The organism is Serratia sp. 22264 (assembly GCF_052045345.1).
In the GTDB taxonomy this organism is placed as follows: Bacteria; Pseudomonadota; Gammaproteobacteria; order Enterobacterales; family Enterobacteriaceae; genus Serratia; species Serratia plymuthica.
In genome coordinates this window covers 2,100,474-2,113,796 of the sequence record NZ_JBQEOY010000001.1, presented here as the reverse complement: position 1 = coordinate 2,113,796, position 13,323 = coordinate 2,100,474, and the positions used below count along the sequence as shown (strand labels likewise).

Genomic DNA, 13,323 nt, shown 5'->3' with positions numbered 1-13,323 from the left:
ATATGTGTGTCGATAAAAGGCGATATTCTCATATGTATTTTAAAGTGCGTATTATTATATTCTTTAGGATTAAATTTAAAAATACCCTCTAAATTTTGGTTAGGAATAGTCTTGATTGTTTGGTGCGATAAACGTTGTCGATTAATGATGGTTTGATTTTAATATTGTATTCATTAGGGTTTTATTGTGTCGTTTTAAAAGGGTTTTTATCACATTTCTTGTTTGCGCGACACTGTTATTTCATTTTATTTTTAGGGTTTTCATAGGGTAACCTTTCCAACCTAAGTTGGCTAATATAAGAGTGTTAATTAAATTGGTTTTTTATTAATTGGTATTAAAGTTATGATTTTTATTTTTGCAATATTTGGATTGTACCGACATGTAACGTCGGATGCATACTGGTTAAGTGAAATCCATTTGCCAGCGGGGTCGCGGGTTTCAATTCTCTGGTCAGTCGCTGTATTAAATTATTAACTGATGGTTTTTTATCTTCTTATGAGGAGGTGAAAATAAATTTATTAATCAATGCCGCTATAAGTCTGGTCAAGGTAACTTGCCGCATTTGCCGCATTTGCCGCATTTGCCGCATTTGCCGCATTCATCAAATTCTAGTTATCTTAAAATAAATAATTAAAGCTTCCCCATCTTATATTTTTCGCACCAGAACCTGCAGTTAAAAAGGTGCTGGTTATTTAGATAATACCGGGTGAGCAGTTCCATCGTTGGTGGCGTCCTCTTTTGCTTGTGCTCAAAAACACATGGAAAACTGTACAGCTTTTTTTATCTGTTTCATATTGTTATTATTTTTTTGATTAATTATTGTAATAGATTGCTTTTACAATACTAATCCTAATGGGAATGAGGAGTTATTTATTTGTCGATTTTATAGGCACACCCCTGATTTTCAATTTGGCATTGATTTTTTTTATTTTATTGATTTTTTTAGTAAAAAATAAAAAAATCCACATCTTTATCGTTAAAATCGATCACTTTCAAATACTTGATAGGTAATGTCTATTGATTTATTAATAATTAATATGTCTAAACAATTTGTTAGCGGGGTGGTTAACAATTACTCTGAAGTGAATCTAGGAAGGATTAGTGAACGTAACAGGTTCACTTCGTACAGTTGCAACAACTGATTGAATGAAAAGGATGTCAGGCAATGAATGAAGTCACATTTACTGATACTGAGATAAATGGCGTCGAATTTGACCCTGGATATAGTGAGATTGAGTTTACCCTGTCAGAATATGATAGTGAAACCGATCCGTTGAATGCTTTGGATAGCACCCGTGATGTTAATTGGCATGCTATTCGCGAGCAGGCAGTAGCGCTGCTTGAGCAGTGTTTTGATTTGCGTGTCGTACTTTGGCTTATGCGTGCAAATCTTCATATCGATGGTTTTTCGGCCTTTTATCTGGGAATTGCGCAAATCGATAAGCAATATTCTGATGAAGGAGTAACTATTTTCCCGCAGGCCGATATCGACCAATCCGCGGACAGCAATCATGCCGCCGCATTAGGTTGGCTCGCCACTTCCTCCTGTCTGCACGAGATAAAAAATAGCCGCATTTATCCCGATAACTCGCTAACAATAGATGAATTTCTCAATTTTCGCCTTGTTGATCAAGAGGGAAAATATCAGCATTTCTCTGAAACAGTTAAATTGATTGGCCAGGCCAATGCCTACTTTTCCTCACGTAGTATACCCTCGTTGCAGCAACAATTGACGTTGCAGTTGGAGGCTTTGGAGCGGGTGGAAAATTACGCCAATTTGCAAGCGGAAGACTATCGATTGGATTGTCGCCAGGTCCGGGATTATTTTCAGACGCTTATCCGTTTGCTGAGCTCTCTTGAACAACAGGAATTACCGCTTGCTGACGAGGAACTGTCGTCCGATATAGCGGGTGAAGAAGTAAATATAGCTAACGGGAATAAATATATTCGTACCAGGCAGGATGTCATTTTATTGTTGGACCAGGTGCTGGATTACTTCCAGAATTATGAGCCAAGCCATCCCGCTCCTATTCTTATCAGACGCTCGCAAAAAATGATTGGCATGGATTTCGCGACGATAGTTGAGGAACTCTTGCCTGAATCTCTGGCATCGTTAAACCAATTGGCTGGGAAGTGATTTTTTACAGAGGAGTTTTCCAATGGCTAAGGACTCAAGCTCTCAAAAGTTTATTGGCAAGAATAATGCGCCCCGTGTGCAAATTGAATATGACGTTGAACTTTATGGTTCACAAAAGAAGGTTGAGTTGCCTTTTGTGACTGGGGTTATGTCCGACCTCTCCGGACATCGGAAAAAACCTTTGGCGCCCATTGAGGAACGGAAATTTCTGACTTTCGATCAGGATAACTTCAACGATCGCATGCGAGCAATTAGACCTCACCTGCAGTTTTACGTTGAGAATACCTTAAGTGAAGATGATTCATTGCTGGATGTTGAGCTGGAGTTCGAGTCCATGGATGATTTTTCTCCGGGGGCGATTGCCAAAAGGGTTCCTCAAATGCAGCGACTTCTGGAGGCCAGAGAGCACCTTACTGAATTAATTACTTATATGGACGGGAAATCAAGCGCGGAAGAAGTGGTGAAAAACCTGCTTGAGAAGCCGGATTTCCTGCATCGCCTGGTGATGGATGCACGCAAAACGGTGGCAGACGCAGAGCAGGATGCACAGGACACCGGCAATAAAGGAGAGGCATAATGGGAGCGAGGCAACGACGCTATACGGCAAAGCAGCAGGCTACCGCTGTTGCCGAGATAGAAAAGAGCGAGGTGGAAAATGAGCTGGACGGCTTGCTTAAACGCTCTTTTCGCCCGAGAACCAATGAAGCTTCGGAGGCGGTGCGCCGGGCCATCGGCACGCTGTCGGAATACGCCAATCGCGGCAAGGTAAAGGTGAGCCACGATGTGGTATTGACCATCGAGTCGCTGATTGCCCAGATCGACGAACAGCTTTCAGAGCAGATGAACAATATTTTGCATCATCCGGAATTCCAGAAGCTGGAATCTGCATGGCAGGGCCTGAGTTATCTGGTGGACAATACCAACGTTAGCGAGACGCTTAAAATTCGCGTGCTTAACATCAGCCAGGATGAGTTGACGCGCAATTTGCGCCGTTACCGTGGTGCGGCATGGGATCAAAGCCCAATCTTCAAGCAGATTTATGAGCAAGAATATGGTCAGTTCGGCGGTGAGCCCTTCGGCTGCATAATCGGCGACTTCGAGTTCGACCACAGCCCGATGAGCGTAACCTTGCTGACGGAGTTGGCGAAAATCTCCGCCGCATCGCATTGCCCATTCATTTCCGCTGCGTCGCCGTCGCTATTGCAAATGAGCAAGTGGAACGAACTGGGGAATCCGCGTGATATTGGCAAAATCTTCACGACGCCGGAATACGCCTCATGGCGGCGTCTGCGGGAAAGTAATGACTCGCGTTATTTGGTTTTGACCATGCCGCGTTTCCTTTCGCGTTTACCCTACGGGGCTAAAACCAACCCGGTGGAGGAGTTTGCTTTTGAAGAGTCTGTCCGGCCTGGCGTGGATGACGATTTTTCCTGGGCGAATTCGGCGTATGCCATGGGGTTGAATATCAACCGCGCTTTTCACGAGTATGGTTGGTGTTCCAAAATCAGGGGGATCGAGTCCGGCGGTTCGGTTGAGGAATTGCCTGCCTATGCGTTTCCTTCTGACGAAGGCGGTTATGAGCTCACTTGTCCGACTGAGGTGGCGATTTCCGACCGAAGGGAACAGGAGCTGTCCGACGCGGGCTTTTTACCCCTGGTGTATCGTAAACATTCAGACTTTGCGGCTTTTATCGGCTCATGCACGATGCATGCCCCTGCGAAATATGAGGATCCCGATGCAACGGCTAACGCTAAACTTTCATCTAGATTGCCTTATATTTTTGCTACGTGTCGCTTCGCGCATTATTTAAAATGTATCGTGCGAGATAAAATCGGTTCGTTTCGTTCCCGAGACGACATGCAGCTTTGGCTGAATGACTGGTTGATGAATTATGTCGATGGAGATCCTTCGGTATCCACAGAGGCAACAAAAGCGCGCCGTCCATTAGCTGCAGCGGAAGTTCGCGTCGAGGATGTCGAAGACGATCCTGGATATTATCGAGCACATTTCTATTTACGCCCTCATTACCAGTTGGAAGGCATGACCGTATCCTTGCGACTGGTGTCCAAACTTCCGTCAGCTAAAAAGGATGGGAGCAGATAAGTTACGGCTGGTCATTGATTAGGATATTGCCAACGCCAATTATTACGGCGGCTAGTATGTTTTAATATCATATTAAGATTTGTGGGAGTGGTGAATTTATTTGCTGCGAGCATCTTTACCTTAATATTTAAATAAACGTTAACCTTGCTATTGTGATGATAGCGGAGGCGATGTCCGAACTTATCTGAATCAACTTTTAACTTAATGAGTTAGACCTATCAGTCAAGGAGACAAAAATGAGTACTAAAGCTTTAGTAGACTATTTTTTGAAGATTGAAGGTGTTGATGGTGAATCACCTGATCAAACCTATCCAGGATGGATTCAGCTGCAGGCCTGGCAATGGGCTGAAGAAAATGCTGGGCGCTGGGGATATGGCAGCGGTGGCGGTTCTGGCAAAGTGGAGATGAAAGACTTTGAGTTTCGCATGGTTAGCAACAAGGCCTCGCCGAAGCTTTTCCTCATGTGTGCTACGGGTGAGCATATTCCTCAGGCGAAATTGGTCTGCCGTAAATCAGGTCAGGGGCAGCAGGACTTTATGGCCGTCACCTTCAGCAACTGCCTGGTTTCGTCTTTCAAAACCGTTGGCAATATGCCGCTGAACTCTACGGTTGGCGCCGAAATTGATACCGTGCTTCCGACAGACGTTATCAAACTCAACTTTGCCCGTATCGAAGTTGAGTATAAAGAGCAGAATAATGATGGCTCCATGGGGGCGGTAATCAAGACGGGTTATGACCTCAAGCTTAATGCCCGTATCTAATTATCGATGAAATAACATTAATTGCAGGGTGTCTGCCCGCATTATTGCGGGCAGACATAGCCAAATATAATGAGGCGGCAGATGAAAGCGTCATTGCCAATGTTATTCGATAAACTCAGCACGAAAACTCAGAGCACGGGTTCGGATAAATGGCGGAAGGTTATAGTGCGCGATATAGAGTTTTTGCTCAATGATGCGTCGCGCAGCGCCGATCTGAAACTTCATGATTACAGGCACTGTGAAAACTCAGTGCTCAATTATGGTTTGCCTTCGCTGAGCCAACGGATACCTATTAGCACCGATCCTTTAACCTTAGCGAAACATATACAAAGAATCATTACCTCTTTTGAACCTCGTTTGGATCCGAAAACGATTCGTGTCGTGCCGGTGGTTAATGAACGTCAATCTTATGTTCTGGCCATTTTATTCGACATATACGGTACCTGCTCATTACCGGGCGATGAGATGTTAGTGAACTTGCGCATTGCGCTTGATTATTCATGTGGTGCTGTTCGTGTGTTTGATTAGTAGGGGGAATTATGTTCAGTGAGCGCTTTCTTCAATTATATAATGATGAACTGCGTTACTTTCGCGAGGCCGGGCGTCAATTTGCGCTGTCTCATCCGCAGGTAGCCCAGCATCTGGGAATGCATATCGACGGTGTGCTTGATCCCTTCGTCGAACGCCTGCTGGAAGGCTCGGCTTTTCTCTGCACGCGGGTTCAGGAAAAGCTGAACAATGAGCAGCCTGAGTTTGCATTGCAGATGCTTTCTCGCTTGGCGCCTCTCTGGTATACGCCGGTTCCCTCTATTGCGACCATCGCCATCAAACCCGATCTGTCTTTCCCTCAGTGGCACAGTCAGGTTGAATTGCCGCGGGGAAGCAAGCTCACGCTTAACGATGCGTCGCTGAACAATAAGCCGGCCACGTTTACCACTGCGCGCCACATCAAAGTACAGCCGGTTGAGATTGCGTTGGCCGAATGCGAAGTTTTACCGCCGCATCATTTGCCAGCCGGCGTGGCTCGGCATTTGAAAGACGGTTCTGCACATGTGCGGCTGCGCCTGACGACTCACGGCGTACTTTCCCTCTCTGCGCTCGACCTCGAGCCGTTGCACCTGACGTTGGCGGAAGAAACGGTGCGAGTGAATCAGCTTATGGCAACGTTGCTTAACCATACTTTACGTATAGTTTTATGGGCGAAAACGGATGATCAACCGGTGATTAGCGTGCTTTCACCGGCGAGTTTGCGCCTGGGCGGCGTAAGCGACGATGAAGCGCTGCTGCCGGTGGCGGTGGGGGAGCTGCCGGGTAGCCGGTTGATGCGTGAATATTTCGCTGCCCCAAGCCGTTTCTTCAGTCTGGAGCTGTGCGGCGTTCGGGATTTCCTGCTGCAATGCGAACGAGTACATGAGTTTGAGGTGTTGTTCGTGCTTGAGCAGCGCCCGCTCCCTTTGATTGGTCGCGTCCACGCCAGGGATTTTCACCTTTTTGCGACCCCGGTCATCAACCTTTACCGTCGTTACTGCTCGCCGCTGCAACTGACGGGGGAGAAAACGGAACATCAGCTGGTCGTCGATCGCCTGAATACCTCCTTGTACGAGATCCATAGCGTCAAGCAAGTCAAGGGGATGATGCCGGACGGCAATCCGGTGATTTTTTCATCGTTGCAGGCAGATACGTATTTTGACTGTGAACGCGAGCCTGCCGGATACCAGCTGCGTCGCCGGCGTGAGCCTTCGCCATCCAAATATAACAATCTGCATTTGCCCAACGAGGATACGTTCATCTCCATCTCGCCAGGCAAAAGCGGTATTGATATCGACGCTCTGAGCTCGCTGAGCGTTGAGGCGCTGGTGTGCGAGCGCCACCTTATACCGGCCCATCTTCAACAGCCGCATTTTATGCTGGAAACAGCGATGCCCGTGCACCAGGTTGAGATTGTGCGCCATCCGACCAATCCCATCGCGGTGCCGAACATAAGCCAGGCATGGCAGGCCGTTCAGATGCTGGCGATGAACCCCTTGCGCTATGCGCGCCCCGAAGTGCAGGACTGTTCGACGCTGTTGCGCGACTGGCTATCGCTGTTTTGCCACCAGGACGACGTCAGCCAGCGCAGGCGCATCGCCAGTATCAAGAACGCTTCGGTAGATCACCATTTTGAACGCTACCAGGGGCGAGGGCCGTTGGCATGGATCCGCGGCGCTGAAATCAGCGTCAACCTGAGCGTCAACCACCACGCCGACCACGGCGCTTATCTGTTCGGTAAGGTACTGCACCATGCGCTGAGCCACTATGGCGATTTGAATCAAACGTTAAGCATGACGCTGATGCTTGATGGGGAAACTCACGCCAACTGGGGGGCTATCTATCATGGCTGACATGCCGCTGGCGCAAAAAACGGTGCTGACTTCGGCACAGCAGTCGCCGCCGAATCACCTGCGCGAAAAGGTGGGGGCCGCGGAAATCAAGGGGCTGTCCAAGCGGCAGGATTTCTTCGAGTTATTGCGGCGGATAGAGCGCGCGCAACAGGATGCGCCACGCCTGGGTATGACTAACGATCGCAGCCGCGAACGCCTGAGTATCACGCAGCCCGCCGATATGGCCTTCGCTTCGCGCGAGATAGTCGATATTGAGCAGCGTCCGCCGCAAGTACTGATCAAAGCCCGACACTTCGGCATGTTTGCACCTTATGGGCCTTTGCCTATCCATATGACGGAACATGCGCGCACCGAAGTCATCGCCAGGCGAAATCAGGCATTCCAACAGTTCGTCGGCATTATGAGCCAGCGTTTCGCCGTGCTGCACTATCGCGCCTGGTCGCAGTTGAACGCGATGATCGGCCATGACCATGCCGATCACCAAAATCCGTTCTTGCTTCATTTGCGGCAAACCTGCGGGGTGAACCCGGGCCTGGCGGTGAATACGCATATTCAACGGCTGCGCGAGGCTTATCCTGGCGCTTATCTGCCGGGGCGTCGTTCTCTGAAGCAGCTTAACCAGATGTTGGCGGCCTATTTTTCCGTGCCGATCGAGGTCACGCCGCGCTACGCCAAATGGATTGACGACGGTAAAAAGGCCGACAGCCAGAAGATGGGGTGCCTGGGGGAAACGCGCGTCGGCAGCCGTTTTTTTGATGCGCAATATGGCGCGCATATCCAGATTGGCCCGTTGGCGGCACCGCAATATCAGCAGTATCAGCGCGGCAGCCGGCGGCTTCAGGCGCTAGTGAGCATTTGCCATGACTTTATGAGCCATCAGCTGATGCTCGATATCAGTCTGCTCATTATCACTGAACCGGGAATGGCGGCGCAGTTGGGCGGCAAATCTCTGAGCAAAGATGGCTGGTTGAAACCTAAAGCAGGGACGTTTAGGCAACTGGTCTACCAATCACCAACTTAATATAAGGATGATTAAGGTGTATCAACGTGAACGTCTTTTCTCGCGATTAGGGCATTTTGCTTATCAGTCTTTTGTTGAGGCAACCAAACTGTGCCGTACTTTTCGGCATGAGTATGTGGAGCTCGAACATTGGCTGAAGGTGCTGGTGGATAAGGAACGCGGCGATCTTCCGCTGATATTGGCGCATTACGAGGTCAATATTCAGCGCATCAGCGATGCGCTGGATCGTATCCTCCATACCCTGCCTAACCGCACCAATGCGGTAGTGGACCTGTCCGCGCAGTTAGAAACGGTAGTGGAAAGGGGGCTGTTAATGAGCCAACTTGCCGAGTTTCCGGGCGGCGGGGTGCGCACTATCCATATCCTGGTCGGCATTCTGCAGGACGCCACGCTGCAGCGCGGGTTATACCGGTTGAGCTATGAATTTAAAAAGATCCCCATTCCGCAGGTTTTTGATGATTACCCGTCTCTGTTGGCCAATTCAGTCGAGCATGAAGAGATAGAAGAGATCGCCGAGGGGGAATATCGCGGCGATGCTTCAGGTTCCGCAGACGGTGAAGACATTCTCGATCAATGGTGCGCCGACCTGACTCGCCAAGCGCGCGCCCGCGAGATCGATCCGGTTATCGGCCGCGAAGCGGAGCTGCGCCAGGTGATTGATATCTTGCTCCGTCGTAGGCAAAACAACCCTATTTTGGTCGGGGAAGCGGGGGTGGGGAAAACCGCCGTAGCCGAGGCGCTGGCCTGCAAGATCGCCGCGGGTCAGGTACCGCCCTTGTTGCAAGGCGCGCGTTTGCTGTCACTGGATCTGGGGCGAATGCAGGCTGGTGCCAGCATGAGAGGCGAATTTGAATCGCGTCTCAAAGCGCTGATTGATGCGATTACCCGTTCCGGCGTGCCGGTGATCCTGTTCTGTGATGAGGCACATACACTGGTGGGCGCAGGCGGCCAAACCGGTACGGGCGATGCCGTCAACCTGCTTAAGCCGATGTTGGCGAGGGGAACGCTGCGTATGGTGGCGGCGACAACCTGGTCGGAATACAAACAATTCATTGAACCCGATGCCGCTCTCACGCGTCGTTTCCAATATGTGCTGGTTTCCGAGCCTGACGAAGAAAACGCGGTCAACATGATGCGTGCCATTTCACCGCATTTTGCACGGCACCATAACGTCATTATTCGCGAATCGGCGTTGCAGGCTGCGGTGCATCTGTCGCTGCGTCACTTACCGTCGCGCCAGTTGCCGGATAAAGCCATCAGCCTGTTGGATACCGCCTGCGCACGCGTGGCACTGAGCCAGCACGCCCAGCCGGAAAAGATTGAGTCTCTGGAAGCCGGCCTGGCGGCCATGCAAACCGAGGTGAACAGCCTGCAAGATGAGGTCAGGTTTGCTGGCCAGGCGCCTAACCGCATGAGTGAGTTGCAGAATGCGATTTTCGCCAAGGAGCAGCTTCTGGCCGGGTTACGTCGGCGGCAGGAACAGGAACGGCTGGCGGTGACGCAACTGCGGGAGGCGGAGCAGCAGCAACCTGACCGGTTGCCGCTGTTGGCGGAGCAATTGGGGGAACTGCAGGCGGGCGATCTGCCATTGGTTTACCCCTGGGTGGACGATCGCGTCGTGGCGGAGGTGCTTTCGGACTGGACCGGCATTCCCACGGGGCGCATGTTGCAAAACGACCTGGACAACGCGCTCAATCTTAACCGATTGCTTGAGCGACAGATATTCGGCCAGACGACGGCGATCAATGAGATCGCGCAGGCGGTGCGCATTTCTCGCGTCGGCATTCAGGCGCACGATCGGCCACTGGGCGTTTTCATGTTGTCCGGTCCGAGCGGCGTCGGCAAGACCGAAACGGCTTTCGCTTTGGCTGAAGCGATGTATGGCGGGGCGCATAACCTGATCGTGTTCAATATGAGCGAGTTTCAGGAATCTCATACCGTTTCCACCTTGAAGGGCGCGCCGCCCGGTTATGTCGGCTACGGCAAAGGCGGCAAGTTGACGGAGGCGGTGCGGCGAAAACCCTACTCTATCGTGTTGCTCGACGAGTTCGACAAGGCGCACCCCGATATACACGAAGTGTTTTATCAGGTCTTCGACAAGGGCGTGATGGAGGACGGCGAAGGCCGCATGATCAGCTTCCGTCAGTGCTTTATTTTGATGACGTGCAATGTCGGCGCCGCCGAAATAGAAGCCACGCTGTCAGAAACGCCGGATCTTAAAACCGAAGCATTACGCCCGATGTTACATGACGCTTTGGCGCGTGTTTTCCCGCCGGCTCTGCTGGCGCGCATGAATATGATCCCTTATGTGCCGCTTTCCATCGAAGCGATTACCCATATCGCCGCGAAACAGATTTCCCGTTTACAACAGCGTTTGCAAAAAGAAGTGGGCGTTTCTTTGGTGCTGGAAGGCGATATTTCCGGTTGGATAGCCCAGCGCGTCAGCACGCACCCATCGCGCGGCAGAGCGGTTGAGTCGCTATTGCAACAGGCTATTTTACCGCCGATCAGTAATGAAGTGCTGCAGCGCAAACGTACGGGACAGGAACTGAAAAACATCCAACTCATGGTCGAGAACGAAAGTTTGAGTGTTTATTTCGACTGATTTTTAATTTTTCCCGTTGGCCGCTAGCGGCCTTGTGGGGAAATCCGGTGTCAGAGAGGTTGCTATGCCTTTAATCGAAATTGATAACCCTGTTTTATCAGGTTTGAACGCATTTCCGCTCAGCTTCACCACGAAGGAAGGGCTGTCGAGTAATTCTCAATATACGCTCGAATTTGAGTGCGAACAGGCCGACGTCGATTATGAAACCCTGCTGGGCGAGGGGGTGAATATTCGTATCGAAAGGCCGGACTTTGGTTCGCGTCCATTCTATGCCTACGTTATTGGCGCCTCTGATACGGGGCAGCATCAAGATAAATTTGTTTATAAGCTCGAACTGAGCACCTGGTTATGGTTTTTGATGCAAAACCGCAACTGCCGTATTTTTCAGGATCTGAACATACTCGATATTATCGAGCAAATATTTGCTCGCTATAGCTTTGCCGATTATCGCCTGGATATTCAGGGAACCTATCCGCCGCGGGAATACTGCGTGCAGTTTGCAGAAACGGATTTTGCGTTTATTAGCCGACTGCTTGAAGACGAAGGCATTTGGTATTACTTCGATCATGAGTCGGATAAGCATACGCTGGTTATCACGGATCGTCAGAACTTCGATGATTTGGACCTGGGCTATGCGGTGCTGCCATTTATGCCGGACAGCGAAGAGAACCGGGCAATCCGCGAGGGGATCCAGCGTATTCAGCGCTCGCGTAAGGTGCGCCCGAACGAGATTGTGCTGCGTGATTTCGATTACCTGAACCCGCGAAAAAATCTGCAAACCAAGGTCGAGGAAAGCAGCCTCGGCCTGCAGAATACCCCGCTGGAATGGTATGACTACGCGGCGGGCTATGTTGATACCGAGCGCGGTGAGTATTTGGCACGGCTGCGTCTGGAAGAAATGCAGAGCGACGGCCATTTGCTGTTCGGCGAAAGCAACGCCGTGGGGCTGATGGCCGGTAAAGATTTTACCCTGACGCTGCATCCGGACGGCAACCGTAACCGCCGTTTTAAATTGATTCGCTGTGACTATATTTTCGTGCAGGATGGCCCTGACAGCAGCAGTGAGGGGCGCAATGTCACATGCCAATTCAGCGCCCTGAATGATGACGTGGCGTTTCGCCCATTGCGGCTGACCCCCAGGCCGCAGATGCCGGGCATTCAAAGTGCGACCGTGGTGGGGGCGCCCAACTCCGAAGTTCACACCGACAAATTTGCGCGTATTCGCGTCCATTTCCATTGGGATCGCTACAAAACTACCGAGGAAGACAGTTCCTGTTGGATCCGCGTCGTGCAAGCCTGGGCAGGGAAAGGCTGGGGCGTGCTGGCCATGCCGCGCGTTGGGCAGGAAGTGCTGATCACCTATGTTGATGGCGATTTGGATCGTCCTATGGTCACCGGCATTGTCTATAACGGCGACAACCCGCCGCCTTATCAATTGCCGGAGTACATTAACTATACCGGCCTGGTATCGCGCTCGCTGCGCTTTGGCAAACCGCAGCACGCCAGCCAGCTGACCTTCGATGACAATCGTGATAATGAACGCGTCATGCTGCATGCCGAGCGCGATCTGCAGACCACTGTGGAACGCAACCAGGCCACCGATGTGGGCATGGACAAGTTCGACATTATCCGCCGCACCTTTACCGACTGGTTCAGCAATCACGTTTCTTATAAGGATTACATCTTCAGCATTACCGGCTTTTCCGCATCTATAACGGGGGTCAATGCATCATTGACGGGGGTCAGCATCAGCGCTACCGGCGTCAGCACCTCGTTCACCGGCGTCAGCACCTCGTTCACCGGTGTCAGCACCTCGTTCACCGGCGTCGGCACGTCATTTACCGGGTTGAGCAACTCATACACCGGGCAGAGCACCAGTCACACCGGCGTGTCCAATTCCATGACGGGCGAAAGCAACTCTTTTACCAGCATCAGCAACAACATGGTGGGTGAAAGCAACAGCTTTACCACGGTCAGCACCAGCCAGACCGGTTCGAGCACCAGCTTTACCGGCGTCAGCGTGAGTACCGTAGGCTCTTCAACCAGCACGACAGGCGTTAGCCTGAGCACCACCGGCGCCTCGTCCAGCACTACCGGCAGCAGTATCAGCACTGTCGGCAGCAGCATCGACACCACCGGCAGCAGCATCAGCACGACCGGTAGCAGCATCAGCACGACCGGCAGCAGCGTCAGCAGCACCGGCAGCAGCAACAGTACTACGGGGGTTTCCATCAGTTACACCGGCGCGTCACTGTCTGAAACCGGCGTTGACCTGAAAACGGTTGGGATGCAAAGCAAGAACTAACGAGGGACCG

The 13,323-nt window shown here is 51.0% G+C and carries 9 protein-coding genes; all 9 read left to right on the top strand.

Translation table 11 applies throughout. The features are described from left to right. The first annotated feature begins 1,165 nt into the window (after positions 1-1,165). The 9 genes from ACTJJ1_RS09875 (at position 1,166) to vgrG (ending at position 13,313) form a co-directional block, all read left to right on the top strand. Positions 1,166-2,137 (top strand): ImpA family type VI secretion system protein, encoded by a 972-nt coding sequence (locus tag ACTJJ1_RS09875; protein WP_440833388.1) that lies wholly within the window; start codon positions 1,166-1,168, stop codon positions 2,135-2,137. Positions 2,138-2,159: 22 nt separating this feature from the next. Continuing rightward, entirely contained in the window at positions 2,160-2,714 is a 555-nt protein-coding gene (gene tssB / locus ACTJJ1_RS09870) for a type VI secretion system contractile sheath small subunit (RefSeq protein ID WP_112347642.1), read from the top strand. Further along, on the top strand, positions 2,714-4,240 hold the full coding sequence (tssC, locus tag ACTJJ1_RS09865; protein WP_440833385.1) for a type VI secretion system contractile sheath large subunit: 1,527 nt from the start codon (positions 2,714-2,716) through the stop codon (positions 4,238-4,240). Before tssB ends, tssC begins: the two co-directional genes overlap by 1 nt. Positions 4,241-4,476: 236 nt before the next feature. Further along, a complete protein-coding gene (locus ACTJJ1_RS09860; RefSeq protein WP_112347641.1) occupies positions 4,477-5,001 on the top strand; it encodes an Hcp family type VI secretion system effector in 525 nt (174 codons plus the stop codon). 81 nt (positions 5,002-5,082) lie between these two features. After that, complete coding sequence (locus ACTJJ1_RS09855; RefSeq protein WP_440833383.1) at positions 5,083-5,529, top strand: type VI secretion system baseplate subunit TssE; 447 nt, start codon at positions 5,083-5,085, stop codon at positions 5,527-5,529. 11 nt (positions 5,530-5,540) lie between these two features. After that, the gene (tssF, locus tag ACTJJ1_RS09850) at positions 5,541-7,382 is read left to right on the top strand and encodes a type VI secretion system baseplate subunit TssF (protein WP_440833381.1); all 1,842 of its coding nucleotides are present in this window, start codon (positions 5,541-5,543) and stop codon (positions 7,380-7,382) included. After that, positions 7,375-8,403: a type VI secretion system baseplate subunit TssG gene (gene tssG, locus ACTJJ1_RS09845; protein WP_440833379.1), complete on the top strand. Its 1,029-nt coding sequence runs from the start codon at positions 7,375-7,377 to the stop codon at positions 8,401-8,403. Before tssF ends, tssG begins: the two co-directional genes overlap by 8 nt. A 16-nt stretch (positions 8,404-8,419) precedes the next feature. Then, positions 8,420-11,008 (top strand): type VI secretion system ATPase TssH, encoded by a 2,589-nt coding sequence (gene tssH / locus ACTJJ1_RS09840; protein ID WP_440833377.1) that lies wholly within the window; start codon positions 8,420-8,422, stop codon positions 11,006-11,008. Positions 11,009-11,072: 64 nt separating this feature from the next. Next, positions 11,073-13,313, top strand: a complete 2,241-nt coding sequence (gene vgrG, locus ACTJJ1_RS09835; protein ID WP_440833375.1) for a type VI secretion system tip protein VgrG — start codon at positions 11,073-11,075, stop codon at positions 13,311-13,313. Positions 13,314-13,323: the final 10 nt, after the last annotated feature.

Coding starts and splice junctions, on each gene's coding strand:
- ACTJJ1_RS09875 (WP_440833388.1), top strand. CDS start 1,166: ATGAATGAAGTCACATTTACTGATACTGAGATAAATGGCGTCGAATTT.
- tssB (WP_112347642.1), top strand. CDS start 2,160: ATGGCTAAGGACTCAAGCTCTCAAAAGTTTATTGGCAAGAATAATGCG.
- tssC (WP_440833385.1), top strand. CDS start 2,714: ATGGGAGCGAGGCAACGACGCTATACGGCAAAGCAGCAGGCTACCGCT.
- ACTJJ1_RS09860 (WP_112347641.1), top strand. CDS start 4,477: ATGAGTACTAAAGCTTTAGTAGACTATTTTTTGAAGATTGAAGGTGTT.
- ACTJJ1_RS09855 (WP_440833383.1), top strand. CDS start 5,083: ATGAAAGCGTCATTGCCAATGTTATTCGATAAACTCAGCACGAAAACT.
- tssF (WP_440833381.1), top strand. CDS start 5,541: ATGTTCAGTGAGCGCTTTCTTCAATTATATAATGATGAACTGCGTTAC.
- tssG (WP_440833379.1), top strand. CDS start 7,375: ATGGCTGACATGCCGCTGGCGCAAAAAACGGTGCTGACTTCGGCACAG.
- vgrG (WP_440833375.1), top strand. CDS start 11,073: ATGCCTTTAATCGAAATTGATAACCCTGTTTTATCAGGTTTGAACGCA.